At 69.0% G+C, this 16,705-nt stretch carries 13 protein-coding genes; 2 read left to right on the top strand and 11 right to left on the bottom strand.

Annotated features, from left to right (window positions below; all coding sequences use genetic code 11):
• Positions 1-484: 484 nt before the first annotated feature.
• Positions 485-2,383 carry a cell wall-binding repeat-containing protein gene (locus KRAD_RS22695; RefSeq protein ID WP_162145154.1) on the top strand — a complete coding sequence of 633 codons (1,899 nt, stop codon included), beginning with the start codon at positions 485-487 and terminating at the stop codon, positions 2,381-2,383.
• A gap of 410 nt (positions 2,384-2,793) precedes the next feature.
• Here KRAD_RS22695 and KRAD_RS22700 read toward each other — a convergent pair whose 3' ends face one another.
• The 10 genes from KRAD_RS22700 to KRAD_RS22740 all read right to left on the bottom strand — a co-directional run bounded on the left by KRAD_RS22700 (position 2,794) and on the right by KRAD_RS22740 (position 13,938).
• Positions 2,794-3,537 carry an LrgB family protein gene (locus tag KRAD_RS22700; RefSeq protein WP_012088066.1) on the bottom strand — a complete coding sequence of 248 codons (744 nt, stop codon included), beginning with the start codon at positions 3,535-3,537 and terminating at the stop codon, positions 2,794-2,796.
• Complete coding sequence (locus tag KRAD_RS22705) at positions 3,534-3,881, bottom strand: CidA/LrgA family protein (RefSeq protein WP_041292403.1); 348 nt, start codon at positions 3,879-3,881, stop codon at positions 3,534-3,536. The genes KRAD_RS22700 and KRAD_RS22705 overlap by 4 nt, the downstream gene beginning before the upstream one ends.
• A gap of 388 nt (positions 3,882-4,269) precedes the next feature.
• Positions 4,270-5,172 carry a 3-oxoadipate enol-lactonase gene (gene pcaD / locus KRAD_RS26725; protein ID WP_012088068.1) on the bottom strand — a complete coding sequence of 301 codons (903 nt, stop codon included), beginning with the start codon at positions 5,170-5,172 and terminating at the stop codon, positions 4,270-4,272.
• 100 nt (positions 5,173-5,272) lie between these two features.
• A complete protein-coding gene (locus tag KRAD_RS22715) occupies positions 5,273-7,585 on the bottom strand; it encodes an alpha-amylase family protein (RefSeq protein WP_012088069.1) in 2,313 nt (770 codons plus the stop codon).
• Positions 7,582-8,475, bottom strand: coding sequence for a carbohydrate ABC transporter permease (locus tag KRAD_RS22720; protein WP_012088070.1), 894 nt, complete (start codon positions 8,473-8,475; stop codon positions 7,582-7,584). The genes KRAD_RS22715 and KRAD_RS22720 overlap by 4 nt, the downstream gene beginning before the upstream one ends.
• The gene (locus KRAD_RS22725; RefSeq protein WP_012088071.1) at positions 8,468-9,418 is read right to left on the bottom strand and encodes a carbohydrate ABC transporter permease; all 951 of its coding nucleotides are present in this window, start codon (positions 9,416-9,418) and stop codon (positions 8,468-8,470) included. Before KRAD_RS22725 ends, KRAD_RS22720 begins: the two co-directional genes overlap by 8 nt.
• Positions 9,411-9,599 (bottom strand): hypothetical protein, encoded by a 189-nt coding sequence (locus KRAD_RS26275; RefSeq protein ID WP_012088072.1) that lies wholly within the window; start codon positions 9,597-9,599, stop codon positions 9,411-9,413. The genes KRAD_RS22725 and KRAD_RS26275 overlap by 8 nt, the downstream gene beginning before the upstream one ends.
• 30 nt (positions 9,600-9,629) lie before the next feature.
• Positions 9,630-11,012 (bottom strand): ABC transporter substrate-binding protein, encoded by a 1,383-nt coding sequence (locus KRAD_RS22730; RefSeq protein ID WP_012088073.1) that lies wholly within the window; start codon positions 11,010-11,012, stop codon positions 9,630-9,632.
• Positions 11,013-11,100: 88 nt separating this feature from the next.
• Entirely contained in the window at positions 11,101-12,681 is a 1,581-nt protein-coding gene (gene aceB / locus KRAD_RS22735; RefSeq protein ID WP_012088074.1) for a malate synthase A, read from the bottom strand.
• Positions 12,682-12,837: 156 nt separating this feature from the next.
• The gene (locus KRAD_RS22740; RefSeq protein ID WP_012088075.1) at positions 12,838-13,938 is read right to left on the bottom strand and encodes a mandelate racemase/muconate lactonizing enzyme family protein; all 1,101 of its coding nucleotides are present in this window, start codon (positions 13,936-13,938) and stop codon (positions 12,838-12,840) included.
• A gap of 134 nt (positions 13,939-14,072) precedes the next feature.
• On the opposite strand from KRAD_RS22740, the gene KRAD_RS22745 reads away from it, so the two are divergent.
• Complete coding sequence (locus tag KRAD_RS22745) at positions 14,073-14,879, top strand: IclR family transcriptional regulator (protein WP_083782347.1); 807 nt, start codon at positions 14,073-14,075, stop codon at positions 14,877-14,879.
• 534 nt (positions 14,880-15,413) lie between these two features.
• On the opposite strand, the gene KRAD_RS22750 is transcribed toward KRAD_RS22745, so the two are convergent.
• Entirely contained in the window at positions 15,414-16,559 is a 1,146-nt protein-coding gene (locus KRAD_RS22750) for a zinc-binding dehydrogenase (RefSeq protein ID WP_012088077.1), read from the bottom strand.
• Positions 16,560-16,705: the final 146 nt, after the last annotated feature.

Here is a 16,705-nt window from a genome sequence, read left to right on the forward strand (position 1 = left end):
CCGCTGGATGCTGATGCTTACTAGTGGAGGAGGGGGTGGTGGAGAACGGGTTCGCGTCGAGGGTTCGCGGGAAAGGGCGGTACCGGTTCGTTCCGCCGCGGGCCTCAGGTTCGGTGTTCACGGTGAGGACCTGACGTGTGCGGCCTGCGTGTGGTCTTGCGTGTGGTCTTGCGCGTGGTCTGAGGTGCGTAACGTTGGGGCTGCGCCTGCCGATGGGTGCCTCGTGCACATCAGCAACACCGGTCACAGGCGTCTCCACAACACCGGTCACAGCCGTCTCCGGCGCGCCCTCGTTGTGGCTGCCGCCGCGGGCCTGGCTGCGCCGGTCCTCACTCCCGTCGCGGGCGCGTCCACTGCCGCCGCGGCGTGGTCGCCGGCGCCGGCGCAGTTGGAGGTGCTGGCGGGCACGGGGAACCCGACGACGGGCCTGGACCATGGTTCTTTCCGCTTGACCCGGAACCTGACCGGCCCGGTTGCTGTCGCGGTGGAAGACGCTCCGGGCACCAACGGTGGCCGGTTCGCCTTCGTCGACGGTGGGTTGACGAGCACGGTGGAGTGGCAGGACGTGTCGGGTCTGCAGTCGCAGAACTTCTCGGTGGACTTCGGGGCATGGCGGCAGGTGTTCCCCGACGGGCAGGTGCCCGCCACGGGGAAACCGTTCTCGCCTACCGCGCTGGCTCTCGCCTACACGCAGCGGACCTCTGATGGGTTCACGGTCTACGCCTCCGACCCGGCCGCGGGCTACGTTCTCGGCGGTAACGACGGTTCCAGCTTCGTGGCGGGTAACGGTGGTTCGGGTGTTCCCGTTCCGGGCCCAGCGGCCGCGTCCCCCCTGCACGCCACCGCGTTGGCTACCGACAGCCACGGCATCCTGTACGCCACCGACTCCACCGCGGACTCCCTGGTGGCGATCGACCCGGTGACGAAGTTGCTGCGCCTGGTCGCTGGGACGGGTAAACCCACCGCGTTGGCCGACCCGCGTGCGCTCGCGGTCGGGGCCGACGACACCCTCTACGTCCTAGACGGCAACGCCGTCGTCCACCTGGGCGTGGACGGGAGCAGGACGGTCCTCGCCGGAGCGGGCAGCGAGCACCCACTGGCAGCCCCGAGCGCGCTGACTGTGGGTGATGACGGAACCCTCTACGTCGCTGACGGGCACACCGTCAGCGCCCGCAGCGCCGGCGGTGCCTGGTCCCTGATCGCCGGCGGCACCCATGGGCGGCCTGTTCTCGGTGACGCGGTCGACAGTCCGCTGGGTGCGGTGACGGGTCTGGCGGTGCGTGATGACGGCACCGTGGCCATCGCCGACCGCGAAGCCCGCCAGGTCCTGCTCGTCACCCCCGACCAGCCCACCTACGGGATTCCGCTGGAGGCTGGTGTGCACCGGCTCGCCGGGGCGGATCGGGTGCAGACCGCTGTCCTCGCCTCCCAGCGGCTGGCCCCGTTCGCGCACACCGCCGCCGCGGTCGTCATCGCCCGCGCCGACACCTACGCCGACTCCCTCGCCGGGGCGCGGCTGGCCTCAACACTGTCCGCGCCGCTGTTCCTCACCTCCGGGGATCACCTCACCCCGCAACTGCGCGCGGAGCTGGACCGTGTCCTGGTCCGCTCACCGCGGGTCTACCTCCTCGGCACCAGCGACGCGGTGCCGAGCACGATCGGCCAGGACATCTACGCCCTGCGCCCGTTCATGAACGCAGATCGGGTCGCGGGGTTCGACCGGTTCGGCACCGCCGTACACATCGCGGAGCGGGTACGGTCCTGGGACGGCGCGGACGACACGACCCCGCTGTTCCTGGTCAACGGCTGGAACTACCCCGACGGGCTGGCGGTGTCTGCCCTCGCCGCCCGCACCGGTGGGCAGGTGCTGCTCACCGACGGCGAGCACCTGCCCGCCGACACTGCCCGCTATCTCGCTGAGTACGACCCGACGGGTGCTCGCACCGTGCCCGTGGGCGGGGTGGCTGCTGAGGCCGTTGAGAACGACATCCCCGACGCCGCCTACGACAACGCCCTGGACAACGCCATCGTCGGTGCGGACCGCTACGAGACCTCCGCTCTGCTCGCCTCGGCCTTCGCCCCCGCCACCAGCAGCCCGGCCAGTGACTCAGCTGGCGACTCAGATGGTGACTCGGTCACGGACACGCCTGTCGGGCTGGCGACCGGCGAGAACTGGCCCGACGCTCTCGTCGGGGCTGCGGCGATGGGGATCTTGGACGGGCCGTTGGTGCTGACCCCGACTGCGCACCTGGCCCCGGCCACCGCCGATGTGCTCGACCTGCTCAGCACCACACCCGGGCGCATCAGCACCCTGGTGGTGTTCGGCGGAACCAACCGCGTCTTCGAAGCGGCGCAGCGCGAGGCGGCGGCGTACATCAGCTGAATACCTGGCCCCGGAGCGTTGGGGTGAGCCGTCGCGCGTCGACGACCGGTTCGGGGTCAGCCTCGGGCTTTCAGCCCTTTCAAGCTTCCCGTCCTTTCGGGGCAAGGCGCGCAAGGCGCGCAAGGCGCGCAAGGCGGCTCACGCGGCTGGCGGTTCTCAGGGTTCTCAGGGTTCTCAGGGGTCAGGGAGCGTTCCTCGCCGGTTTGCGAGGTGACTGAGCGCTGGTCTCAGTGGCTGAGGGACGCGAACGGGTGGATGCCCTCTGGTGGGGGGCGCGCAGCGCTCGCGCTCTGGCGGGACCTGCCCTGTGAACCGACGGGGGAAGGCCAGGAGGGTTCAAGACCCCGGGGGTCTTGCGGGGGGTCTTGCGGGGGGTCTTGCCGACGTCCTACGGGTGGTGTTGCGGGGGGTCAGTGGAAGGCGCGGGCGAGGAGGGGGAGCGCCACGGTCATGGTGAGGGCGTTGAGGACCATCGCGGCGCTGGACCATCCACCGGTGACGGTGGACTCGGTCAAGGCTCTGGAGGTGCCGATGCCGTGGGAGGTGACCCCGAGGGCGAATCCCCGCGCGCGGGGGTCGCTGACGTGGGCTCGGTCCAGCAGCCAGGGGCCGATGGTGGCTCCGAGGATGCCGGAGATGAGGGTGAGGACGACGGCGAGGGTGGTGTTGGCGCCGATGCTCTCCCCTAGCGTCAACGCGACCGGCGTCGTCACCGATCGGGGCAAGGTGGTGAGCACGAGGGCGTCATCGGCACCGAAGGCAGTGAGGGCGGCCACCGTGATGGCCAGGCTCACGGCACCGGTGAGCAGGAGGGTCACCGCGACGGCGAGTCGGTCGCTGAGCAGGGCAGGGGCGGAGTGCAGCAGCGGCAGGGCCAGCGCCACGGTCGCCGGTCCCAGCAGCAGGGCCAGGATGGAGACGGAGGAGAGGTACTCCTGGTAGCTGATCCCGAGCACGTCGAGGACGACGGAGACGGCGATCATGGTGACCAGTACCGGGCTGAGCAGGGCGGGTCGGCCCAGGCGGTGGTGCAGCTGGCTGGCGGCGAGGTAGGCAGCCAGGGTCAACGCCAGCCCGAATCCTGGCGTGTGGCTCAGCGTGTCGATCAGCGTGGGGCCCAGCGTCTGGATCGATGCGTGACTCAGCGCGCTCACGGGCGGGGCCTGCGCTGGAGCAGCTTCTGCAAGACGACGCCGGCGATCACGAGCGCGCCGGTGAAGGACCCGAGAACGGCGAGGGCTAGCGGTGCGGCTGCGTCCAGGATCGTCGGCACCTGGGTCAGCACCGCCACCCCGGGCGGTACGAACAGCAGCTGCAGGTGCTTCAGGAGGGGATCGGCTGCGGGTTGGACCCGGCGCACGAGCTTCGGGGACCAAGCGCCGAGGGCCAGCAGCAGCACCAGGCCCACGACGGCGGCGGGCACGGGTAGCTGCGTGAGGTCGACCAGCAGCGTGCCGAGGAGTTGGAAGCCGATGAGGAGGGTCAGGGCGCTGAGCACCGCTGGAACGTGCGGGGCCCCGCCACTGGCTGGTTCAGGAGTCGCCGGCTGAGGGGCAGCGGGCTCGGGGGCAGGGGGCTCGGAAGTGGAGGGTCCGGTATCGGCGTTCACGTCGGTACCTGGTCCGGCGGGAGTGCGGCGCGGGCAGCACCGCCCAGGCCCAGGCCCACGCTCTGGGCTGGCGTCGATGTCTGGTCGGTCTGGCCCAGCGGGGGCGGGGACAGCACCGATCCAGGCCGTGTCCCCGGGCTGACGGTGCTGCTGGCGGTGCTGCTGGCGGCGCTGGGACTGGTGGCGCTGGGACTGGTGGCGCTGGGACTGGTGGCGCTGGGACTGGTGGCGCTGGGACTGGTGGCGCTGGGACTGGCGGCGCTGGTGCGACCCACCATCACAGTTGTCCCGGGTGGGTCTGGGCCGGTCGGGGTGGTGCTACCTCCTGGCTCTGCTCGCGACTCTGCTTCTGGTCTACGGCAGGCGGGTCGGCGGGCAGGTCGGCGGGCAGGTCGGCGGGCAGGTTGAGGTGTTCGCGGATGAGGCGGTTGACCTCGTCGGCGTTCTCCCAGCTGGCCAGGTGCGCGCCGGGGACGGTGACCAGGTGAGCGGTGGGCACGGCGTCGCAGATCTGGTGCAGGTGCTCTGGTGGTGTCGTGCGGTCTTGCGCACCGGGGATGGCCAGGACTTGTGAGTGCAGGTGCGGCAGGCGGGGGCGTAGGTCCATCGCGGCGATCGCTTCGCAGCACCCGGCGTACCCTTCCGGGTCGGTCGCGGCGATCATGTCGATCATCCGCTGGACGTCGTCGGGGTGGGCTTGGGCGTAGGCGGCGGTGAACCACCGGCTGACGACGTCAGCAGCGATTACCCCCGGTCCCTGCGCTCGCACCCGGGCCGCCCGCTCCTGCCAGGCGGAGGCGGGGCCGAGGTGGGCTGAGGTGCACAGCAGCACGAGGCGGGGGAAGCGGTGCGGGGCGCGCAACGCGCAGTTGATCGCGATCATGCCGCCGATGGACAACCCGACCATGGTGACGTCCTCGACGCCTTCGCGGTCCAAGACGGCGAGGACGTCGTCGGTGAGGTCATCGAGGTCGTAGGGCCCCGGAGTCGACGGTGAGGCGCCGTGACCGCGGTGCTCGATGCGCAGGACGTCGACGTCGGGAGTCAGCGCCGCGATCTGCGGCTGCCACATCGTGGCGTCGGAGCCGAGGGAGCCGGCCAGCAGCACGACACCTCGCGCGGTGCCCGGACAGCGGTTCCAGATCGCGTGCGCGGCGATAGGACTGGCGATGGGACTCACCGTGTCTCCTTCGCTTCTTGCCGTGCCTCTCGCTGTGCTTCCTGCAGTCCTTCCCACAGGGCGCTCGCGGTGCCGCTCAGGCTGCTCCTCACGGTGCTCTTCACGGCGCCTCCGTGACGATGTGCACGACTTCGTGCGCGCTGAGTCGCTCCACTCGGAAGGACACCCAGTCACCCTCGACGGTGTAGGTGAGGTCGCCGGCGTCGACGAGCCCACGCACCGAGCGCACCTGCTCCCCGGGGGTGGTGAGCTGCACGCTGAGGTCGATGGGCCCGTAGGGCACGATCTGCGCCTGACGCCCGGGCACGGTGGAGGTGTAGAGCAGGTTGCCCAGGTGCAGGACGTAGCCGCCGGCTTGGCGGTAGAGGTTGGTGTTGACCGGGGCGGGGGACTGCACCCGCAGCGGATTGCGTCCCTCCAGCGCCCACTGCAGGCAGCCGGCGAGGACGCGGGCGTGGTCGGGTTGCTCTTCTCGGTGCGCGCAGCGGTCGAGGTCGGCGGGCAGGTACACCACACGCGCACCCCCGGGCCGCTCGTGAACCAGCAGTGCGGGAATGTCGGTGCGCGGGGTACGCATCCAGCTGGTCTCAGGCGGGAAGATGGGGAACTCCGGCACATAGGTCATCAGCACCTGCACCCCGGGGGCGGCGGTGACCACGGGCAGGTACCCGCCGAAGGAGATGGTGTCGGTGTCCCCGAGTCCGCCCAGGATGGGGTGCCGCCCCGCCCTCACCTCGTGTGCTGCCTCGGGTGCTGTCTCGTCTGCTGCCTCGGGTGCTGCCTCGTCAGTAGCCGCGTGCGCTTGATCTTCAAGGCGCAGGTAGCTGTGCCGGTCCCAGATCTCGATGGAAGGCGTCGGGGGCAGGACACTTCCTCGCTGCGCTGCGGTGCGGTGGGCCCCGAGCAGGTCGGCCAGGGCGAAGTCCTCGCGCTCGCGGCCGTGCTCGTCCAGGGCGCTGGTCGCTCCGGTGGCGATGATCGATCCGCCGGCGTCGACAAAGGCGCGGACCGCCTCGCACTGGGCTTCGCTCATCACCGCCAGGTCGGGCAGGACGAGGACGTCGACGTCGGCGTGGGCGATGCGGTCGACGTGGATCGGGGTGAAGGGGATGTTCTCGGTGACCAGCACCCGCGTCAGCCCGGCGTAGGGGGCGATGACGGTGTTGGGGCCGTCCTCGCGTCCGTGCAGGTCGAAGTTGGGTTGGGACCAGACGACGCCGACGCTGGTGATGGGGGTCCGTTCGGTGAGCACGTCCTGGTGGGCGCTGTGCCAGCTGAAGAGGTCGACGGCGTTGTCGTACTGGCGTCGGTCTTCGTGGACGGAGCCGATGTGGTGCCACCACGGTGAGGCGCCGCCGGCCCAGCCTTCGCTCATCCACAGCTCCACTTCGGCACGCGGCATGCTGGAGAGCCGGAAGGCGGGGTAGCCCATGTCGTAGAAGGCGGTGCACTCGAAGACGGGCTTGTCCCAGCCCAGGACGTCGTGCAGTCGCTTGACGACTTCGGCGTTCTGCTCGAAGCCTTCGTCGCCGTGGCGGCGTTGGTGGTCCAGCAGGATGACGGGGGTGCGCTGGGCCAGGGCGGCGCTGTCCTGGAAGACGGCGGCGTTGTGCGCGATCTGGCCGTGCAGCATCCCCAGCCACAGGCAGTCCGGACCGCCTGCGCCTCGGGTCACCGCGTTGTTCTGCTCCCACAGCTGCGTGCGGCGGGCGTAGTTCCAGTCGATCCAGGCGAGGTAGTCGGGGTCGTCCCAGTCGGTGCGGACCGGCAGGGTACGCCCGGTGGCCGCACCGAAGCGGCGCACGCAGTTGGCGCAGTAGCAGATCTTGGCGCGGTCGATGCCGGCCCAGCCGTTGTCGGCGAAGGCGTCGGGGGCGTAGCGGGCGATGACTTCGCGGAAGACGTCGGGGATGAACTGGTCGTAGTAGTCGCTGCTGACGCAGGTCGCGTACTTGTCCCCACGCCGGTAGGGCTGCTGCTGATCGTCGACGCAGAACCACTCCGGGTGGGCGCGGTAGACGTCCTCATCGCCGCGGTTGGAGTCCATGCGGGCGATGACGGCCAGCCCATCGGCGCGGGCTGCGGCCAGCACCTCACCGAAGAGGTCGCGCTCGGCGATGCCGGGGGCGAGCTTGTGACCTTCGATCTGGGAGGGGTAGTAGGCGGCGATGCCCCCGCAGTTGACGAAGATCCCGTCGATGCCGGTGCGTCGCCACTGCTGGCGCCAGAAGTCGACGTCGAGGCGGGCGGGGTCGGCTTCGACGAGGTTGGTCTGGCCCAGTCGCCGGGCGCGGCGGTACCAAGGCTGGGTGCTTTGTGCACCCATGTCCTGGGGGTCGGTGGCCGGCGTGCCTGCGGTGGTCGCGGCGGTGGTCGCGGCGCCGGTCGCGGTGGTGGTGGGTGTGGTGGTCATTTGATCCCCGTGGTCGCGATGCCCTGGACGATGTACTTCTGGGTGAAGAAGAAGAAAAGAGCGATGGGGATCAGGGACAGCACCGACATCGCCAGCAGGGGTCCCAGACCGCTTCCGGATTCGGTGCTCACCAGTGAGTTCAGTCCCAGCGGCAGGGTGTACTGGGCGGGGTCGGTGAGGTAGATGAGGGGGGAGAAGAAGTCGTTCCAGTTCCAGATGAAGGTGAAGATGGTGGTGGTGATCAGCGCGGGGCGCATCAGGGGCAGGATGATGGAGAAGAAGGTGCGGAAGACCCCGGCGCCGTCGATCGCGGCTGCTTCGTCGAGCTCGCGGGGTACCCCGCGCAGGAACTGGACCATGAGGAAGACGAAGAAGGAGTCGGTGGCCAGGATCTTGGGCAGGATGAGTGGCCAGTAGGTCCCCACCAGCCCCACGGAGGCGAATTCCACGTACTGCGGGATGGCCACGACGTGGTAGGGGAGCATGATGCCCGCCAGCATGAGGGCGAAAGCGACGTTCTTGAACTTGAAGTCCAGGCGGGCGAAGGCGTAGGCCGCCAGCGAGCAGGACACCAGGTTGCCGATGACGCAGCCGATGACGACGATCAGCGAGTTGACGATGTAGACGGGGATGCCGCCGCCTACCCCGGACGCCCAGCCGATGCGGTAGTTCTCCCACGTGATCGAGGTGGGGATGATCGAGAACGACGTCATGATGTCGCTCTCGGGGGTGATGGAGCTCTTCAGCATCCACAGCACCGGGTAGAGCATGGCGATGGAGCCGATGAGGAGGGCGACGTGCTTGAGGGTGGAGTGGCGCCGCCCGCTGCGCCGGCGCAGCTCAGGTCCGCGGGTGTCGGTTCGGCTCTTGGTGAGTGTGGGACTAGTCATTGTAGAACACCCAGTACTTCGAGAAGAGGAAGTTGAGGCCGGTGAAGATCGCGATGATGAGCAGCAGGATCCAGCCCATCGCCGAGGCGTAACCCATGTCGAAGCGCGTGAACCCTTGGATGTAGAGGTAGAGCGTGTAGAACATCGTCGAGTCCGCCGGCCCGCCCGTGCCCCGGCTGATGACGTAGGCCGGGGTGAAGGCCTGGAAGGCCTGGATGAGCTGCAGCACGAGGTTGAAGAAGATGATGGGGGTGAGCAGGGGGACGGTGACGTGGCGGAACTGCTTGAACCGCCCGGCCCCGTCCAGGCCCGCCTGCTCGTACAGTTCGGCCGGGATCTGGCGCAGGCCGGCCATGAAGATGACCATGGGTGAGCCGAAGGTCCACACGTGCAGCAGCACGATGGTGCCCAGGCTGGTGTCGGGGTTGCCGATCCAGTTGGGCAGGTCGGAGAAGCCCAAGCCGCGCAGCACCTGGTTGACGCCGCCGTCGTAGCCGAAGACCGTGTACCACAGCAGGCCGACGCCCACGCTGCCCCCGATGAGGGAGGGCAGGTAGAAGACCGAGCGGTAGAAGTTCAAGCCCCGGATGCCTTTGTCGAGGAAGACGGCCAGGGCGAGGGCGAAAGCCAGCTGCAGGGGGACGGACACCGCGACGTAGACGCCGGTGACGGCGAGGGAGGTGTAGAAGCGTGGGTCGGCGGTGAACAGCTGCCGGTAGTTGCTGAGACCGGTCCAGACGGCCGGTTCCAGGAGGTTGTAGTTGGTGAAGGACAGGTACAGCGAGGCGATCAGGGGGCCGGCGGTGATGAAGACGAACCCCAGGATCCAGGGCAGCAGGAACAGGAAGGCGGACCGGCCGGAGCGGCGCCGCCGGGGGGTGCGCGGGGGCGCCTTGGTGGCCGCGGTGGGGGCGGCGGGTACCGCGAGGCGGGCGTCAGCCACGGGGCACCTCACCTCGACCGGGCACCGTTGCCGGGCTGGCCACCGCCATGACGAGCAGCGGGGCCACCGGCATCGCGGGTACGCACCCGGCGGGCAGTGAGGGCGCCGGGAGCGTCAGGGCGGTCTCGAGGGTGGTCTCGAGGGCGAGCTCGGGGGCGAGGTGTGGTGCGTTGTCGAGCACGGGGACCTCCTGTCGGTTCGGTCGGGTGACTCAGCCCTTGTCCAGGGCCGCCTGCAAGGTGGCGATGCCTTCCTGCACGGCGGCGTCGATGGCGACGCCACCGTTGAAGATGTCGTCGCCGGCCTTCTCGACCAGCGTCTGCCAGTTGGCACCGCCCACGGGGGGCTCGGGCCGGGCCCGCATGGGCTGCTCGTCGATGCGGTCGGTCATCTCGAGGATCTTCATCGCCGTGGGGTCTGCGGCCGCCTTGATCGCGGCGACGATCTCGGGGTTGGAGGGGATGCCGGAGGCGAGGCCGACCACATCGGCGTTGGAGGGGTCGTTGAGGGAGAAGTTGATGAATTGCCCCGCCAGCTCGGGACTGGTGGTGTTCGCCCCGCTGCACAGGCGGGTGTAGTACTTGAACTGGTAGTCCGGGGCCGCGCCGGCGGCGACGGGCGACTTCACCAGCTGCAGCTCGTTCTCCCCGGAGAAGGAGGCGTTGTCCTGGAACTGGTTCAGCTGGACGAGGTAGAGGGCGGTCTTGCCGCCGGTCTGGGTCCACTGGGTCTTGCCGGCTGAGATCTGGGTGGGCATCACCCCTCCGGCGTCGGTGGCTTTCTGCCACCAGGCAAACCAGCTGCCCAGGACGTCGACGTCGAAGCCAATCTTCCCGTCGGGGGTGAACACCTCAGCACCCTGCTGACGGATCCAGAGGTGGGCGTGCTGGTAGAAGGTGGACTGGTTCGCGATGCCCCAGTTGCCTTCTCCCTTGGCCCGGGCGTAGTCGGCGGCGAGGGTGGACAGGTCGTCCCAGGTCCAGCTCTCGTCATCGGGCAGATCCTGGATACCGACCGCGGCCATCGCTGTCGTGTCCACCTGGGTGCAGGTGCTGTACTGGCTGTAGACGGGGCCGTACTGCTTGCCGCCCAGCTTCCAGGACTCCACCACCTGCGGGTCGAAGGCGGAGTAGTCGATGGTTCCCTCCGGCAGGGTGCCCAGGTCGTAGAGAGCCCCACGGGTGGCGTAGGTGAGGGCGAGGTTCGCCGGCATCCAGAGGACGTCGGGGAGGTTCTTGCCCGCGGCCTGGACGGAGAGCCGGTCGCCGTACCCGCTGTACTCCGAAGGTTCGACCTTCACCGTGCCGCCGTCGAAGCCACCGGCGAACTCGGTGAAGATCTTCTGCCGGCTGTCGTTGCCCCACCAGGCGAAACGAATGGTTCCCTCCGGTGAGCCTTGACCGGTCTGCTGGGGGCTGACCCCGCAGGCGGCCAGACCCAGCGTGGTGGCGGTGGCGGCGCCCAGACCGAGCAGGTGTCGGCGTGTGAGCGGCCCCTGGAGCGTCGGCTGCGGGGCGGGGACGTGGGCGGGGGCAGGGCCAGAGGCGGGGGCGGGGTCGGGCGTGGATGTGGAGGTGGGGCTGTGGGTGTTCACTACAACTCCTTCGTCGTGAGTGGGCGCCGGTCCGTGCGTGAGGTATGCATCCAGTGGATGCACGAGGGGGTGGACCCTGGATGGGCGTTCAGGCGACGGCAAGGGCCGAGGGTTCCACGAGGCTGGGGTAGGCGGCGAGGGTGAGGAACTCGACGTAGTCGGCGTCGACGGCGACCTTCTCGAACAACTCCCGCGCCGGTGCCGCGCTGGGGGACTGCGAGCGTGCCTGCTGCTCGTCGAGGAGTCGGTTGACCAGGTCAGCGGTGACGGTCTCCCCGTCGGCCATCTGCACGCTGTTGTGGATCCACTGCCACACCTGGGAGCGGGCGATCTCCGCCGTGGCGGCGTCCTCCATCAGGTTGTCGATGGCGACGGCCCCGGTCCCCTCCAGCCACGCCTCGAGGTAACGCACCCCGACGGAGATGTTGCTGAGCAGACCGTCGCGGGTGACCTCTCCGGGAGTGTCGGCCACGGCGAGCAGATCGGCGGCGGTGATGGAGACGTCGGGAATGACTGCCTTCTGGTTCGGCTGGGAGCCGAGAAGAGCGCTGAACTCCTCACGGCAGATGGCGACCAGATCCGGGTGGGCGACCCACGAGCCGTCGAAGCCGTCGCCGGCCTCGCGGTGCTTGTCCGCGCGGACCTTCTCCAGCGCTGCGTTGTTGACCTCGGGGTCGCGACGGTTGGGGATGAAGGCGGACATCCCCCCGATCGCGTGGGCACCGCGGCGGTGGCAGGTACGCACCAGCAGACGGGTGTAGGCGCGCATGAACGGGACGGTCATGGTCACGGTGTTGCGGTCGGGCAGCACCCAGTCCGCGCCGCGGGAGCGGTAGTACTTGATGAGGCTGAACATGTAGTCCCAGCGCCCGGCGTTCAAGCCCGCCGCGTGATCGCGCAGCTCGTAGAGGATCTCCTCCATCTGGAACGCTGCGGGCAGCGTCTCGATCAGAACGGTGGCCCGGATGGTCCCCTGGGGAATGCCGAGGGCGTCCTGGGCCAGGACGAAGGCCCGGTTCCACAGTCGAGCCTCCTCCCCGCTCTCCAGCTTGGGCAGGTAGAAGTAGGGCCCGCTGCCCTGCTGGAGGAGGGCTTCGGCGTTGGCGGCGAAGTAGATGGCGAAGTCGAAGAAGGCACCGGCGACAGGGTCCTCCCCGACGCGGACGTGGGCCTCGTCCAGGTGCAGGCCGCGGGGGCGGACCACGATGGTCGCGACGTCCTGGGCGAGCTCGTAGCGCCGTCCGGCGTCGGTGGTGAAGTCGACCTGACGGCGGATGGCGTCGTAGAGGTTGACCTGACCGTCGACGACGTTGCGCCAGGTCGGGGTGATGGCGTCTTCGAAGTCGGCCAGCCAGACCTTCGCTCCGGAGTTCAGCGCGTTGACGGTCATCCGCCGGTCGGTCGGACCGGTGATCTCCACGCGGCGATCGTCGAGGCCGGGGGCCGCTGGGGCGACCGTCCACGACGCTTCACGCACCGAGGCAGTGGCGGGGTCGAAGTCGAAGTCCTCGCCGGCGGTGATGCGTTCGGCGCGCCGTTTGCGTTCAGCGAGCAGGCGCTGACGCTCGTCTTCGAGCTCGGTGTGCAGGAGCTCCAGGAGGGCCTGGGCGCGAGGGGTGAGGACGGTCTCGTCTTCTGCGCTACGCGATCCGTTGATGTCCAGGGTCATGAGATCTCCTCGATGGGGTGTCGTGCGGAGCAGACGTCGTGGTGTGCCGGCACCTCGCCGGTGCTGAGTCCAGCGCGTCCAGCGCGTCCAGCGGGTTCAGCGAGTCCGAAGGTGACGGATGGGGGTAGAACGACCACTCCTCTGCGGAGCGGTGGGTCAGGTGGTGGCAGGGGAGACGGCGCGTACGGCTTCCTGCGTGAAGCGCTCGGTGAGGCGTACGCCCCAGCCGGGTCCGGTGGGGAGGCTGACGTGACCGTCGATGACCTCGAGTGCCGGTTCGTAGACGTCGCGCGCCCAGGCGACGTCTTCGGCGCTCCACTCCTGGGCCTGTCCGCAGGCCGGCATCGCGGCCGCCAGGTGCAGGGTGAAGACTTCGAGCAGGGAGTGGTTGGCGCAGTGCGGTGTGCAGGGGACGCCGAACACGTCGGCCATGGCCGCGACCTCCCGCGCCCGTCCTACACCGCCCAGGTAGCCGATGTCGGGTTGGACGATGTCGAGGAAGCCGTGCTGGAGGATGCGGGCGAACTGCTCGAGGGAGGTGTCCTGTTCGCCGCCGGCGATGGGGATGTCCAGGGCTTGGGCGACGGATCCGGTCTGCTCGATCTGCGGGTAGGGGCACGGTTCCTCGAAGTGGAAGTAGCCGTGCTCTTCGAGCATTCGCCCGACGCGGACCGCCTCCGCGGCGGAGTACCCGCCGTTGGCGTCGGCCCGGATGGAGAGCTCGTCGCCGAGGCCGTCACGCATGCTCTTAATGAGCTGTTCCGTGCGTCCGGGCCACTGGTCGACGTCGGCGCCCATCGGGGTTCCGATGCGGATCTTGACGCCGGTGAACCCGTCGCGCTCGATGAGGGCTTGCAGGTGGGCGAGCTCCTCCTGCGGCCCGCGGTCGCGGACCATGCTTGAGAGGTAGACGGGGACGCGGGTCCTCACTGTCCCGCCGAGCAGCTGGTGCACCGGGCGAGCGGAGAGCTGGCCCAGCAGGTCCCAGACGGCGGTCTCGACGCCGGCCACGGCCCGGTTGAAGAAGCTTCCGAGGAACTTGTAGTGCTCGCGGAAGCACTGGCGGGTCACGGCTTCCACGTCAGCGGGGTCAGTGCCTAGGAAGGACGGGGCGACCATCGCGTGCAGGACCTGCTCGGTGCACTCGACCTGGTAGGGCGCTGCCTGCCCGATGCCCACGGCGCCGTCGGCGGTGGTGACGCGGACAGCGAGGACTGGGCCCCGGCGCAGGGTCTCGATCCGGTCGATCGCAGTCATCGGCTGTCTCCCTCGACACACCACTTCCGGGATGCGGACTACTTCATCCGCGATGCGGAGTCTTCCAGTGATCGAGTGACAACGTCAAGGGTGTGACCCTCGATTTCGAGAGATTGCTTCCGTATGCTGGAAGCATGTTGACGCCGCCGTCCGACGCGACTCCTGTCCCTGCCAGTCGTGGGGATGGCGGCGTGCAATCGGTGGAGCGGGCCTTCACCGTGCTGTCACTGCTCGCCGACCATGGCGGTCAGCTCTCCCTCAGCGAAGTCGCCGATCTCTCGGGGTTGCCGCTGCCGACGGCCCACCGCCTGCTGAAGACCATGGCGAGCAGTGGCCACGTCAGCCGGCTGCCCGACCGGCGCTATGGTCTGGGCCCACGCCTCATCGGCCTGGGACAGAAAGCGACTTCGCTGCTGCACCTGTGGGCCCTGCCTCACCTGACCCGTCTCGTCGACGTCGTGGGGGAGACGGCGAACCTCGCCGTCCTCGACGGAAGTCACGTCGTCTACGTCGCCCAGGTGCCTTCCCGGCACAACATGCGGATGTTCACCGAGGTCGGACGACGGGTCAGCCCGCACTGCACGGGAGTGGGTAAAGCCATGCTCGCCGCGCTGGACCCCGAGCAGGCGGACCGGGTGATCAACTCTCTCGACTTCACCGCCCAGACGCCCCACACCATCGTGACCCCCGACGCCCTCAGGTCCGCCCTCGACGGTGTGCGCCAACAGGGCTACGCGATCGACGACGGTGAGCAGGAGATCGGCGTCCGGTGCCTGGCGGTGGCCTTCCAGGTCGGGCCCTCCATCGCCGCCTGCTCGGTCTCGGGTCCCGCCGCTCGCCTCACCGACGAGACCGTGCGTGCCGCGGCACCCGCCGTCGCCGAGTGCGCCCAAGCCGTCGCCGCCGCGATGGAAAAGAACCGGGCCGACCAGCAGGGGTGATCCAGGCACCACCCTCATCCCGCCCTCACTGCGCGGACAGCCCACCGATCGGTGCCCCGCAGCTCCTGCGGCCCCAGGCCCAGCGGCGCCTTTCGCTACCTCGGCGCAAGCGGTGACGGGTGCCCGGGCCACGACGGGCCACGGGGGGCACGAGATCGCTGCGCGCTGGAGCGTGTCTGAGTACAGCGACCGCATCCTGTACACCCGCGCGGACGGCAGCCCACGGCAACCAGACGTACCTGAAAGACAGCACCCGCATCTCACGGTCCAGCTGATGGGCACGAGCATCAGCGGGGACTGAGCGAGCCGTATTGGCGGGTCGTGTGGAGCTGTTCGCCAGAGGTGGCGACCTGAGCTCTCAATGCTCACCCACGACGACGGCCTTAGGGACGCACCACGTCATCGCCACCTACTTGGAGCCGATGTGCTCGTGTCCGAGCGCACCGAAATCGGACCCAGGATCCTCGGTCCCGCCGGTGAAGGCCCACGCGATCAGCTCCTGACCCCAGCTCCGCGGCCCGTGCGGTGACTTGGTCAGGACAACGACGACCCCATCGACACCACAGCCCGCCCGAGGATGTCGCCACCGTCCAAGCGTGAATAGGCTTCGTTGACGTCTTCCAAAGAGAACACGTCAGTGACAAGCGCGTCAGGATCGAACGAGCCACGGGCGGCAAGGTCGACCACCGCCGGCAGATCGGTACGTGTCCGGGCTCCGAAGGAACCCATGAGCGAGCGGCTGCGCCGGACGAAAGGGGTGATCTCGATGCCGACTTCCGCGTTCCCCGCTGCCAGTCCGACCGCAACCGCCCGGCCGCCGTCGGCCAGTACATCGACCGCCAGCCGCAGCGTGGCCGGACGGCCCAGAGCTTCGATCGCCACGTCCACTCCCCGGCCACCGGTCGCCGCTCGCACCGCAGCGTGCGCGTCTTCCTTCGCTGAGTTGACCGTGTGCGTAGCCCCTAGACGACGAGCCATCGCAAGCTTCTCGTCGTTGACGTCGACCGCTACCACCGTCGACGCCCCCGCCGCCGCGGCGAGTTGAACCATGGACATGCCTAGTCCACCCACTGCGACCACGGCAACCGTCGCGCCGGGTTGGACGCTGCCGGCGCGGTGGACGGCTCCGTACGCGGTCATCCCGGCACACCCCAGCACAGCGGCACTTGTCATCGACACTTCTGACGGGAGAACCGCCAAGGCACTCACCGGGCACACCGAGTACTCGGCGAGACCCGCCATCGAGTACATGGCCAGCGGTGACCCGTCCGTGCGCCTCAGGCGGGTTTCACCGTCGAACAAAGCGCCCTTCAACCGGTTCTGGGCGAAGAATTGCGGACACAGGTCATCGCGGCCTCGCTGACACTCATCGCACCGGGTGCACGGCATGATGAACCCCCCGACGACGGCGTCTCCAACTCGGAGGTTTTCGACGCCGTCACCGAGCTGCACGATGGTGCCGCTGATCTCGTGACCCAGCACCGCGGGGCGGGGGAACGCAATCTCGCCTTTGAGTACATGCAAGTCGGAGTGACAGACTCCGCACGCCGCAACACGGATCAGCGCTTCCCCGGCGCGGGGCGCAGGAACCGGAACCCGCTCAAGGACGAACTCAGCACTGTCGGGCGACAACACCGCCGCGAGCATCGTTTGATCTCCGCTTGGCTTCGACGTCGGCATCGACACGGTGAGCCCTTCTTCAGTTCAGGCCACCTGAGGTGGCGAGCGAGATTACTCCAGTTTGCGGCCGGCTAAGCACCCTGTCAATGATCAGCGGTCTGCACAACTCAGGAGAAGCTGAAGCGCGGGCGGGCCGACAGGCCCAT

The sequence above is a fragment of the Kineococcus radiotolerans SRS30216 = ATCC BAA-149 genome (genome assembly GCF_000017305.1).
Taxonomy (GTDB): Bacteria; Actinomycetota; Actinomycetes; order Actinomycetales; family Kineococcaceae; genus Kineococcus; species Kineococcus radiotolerans.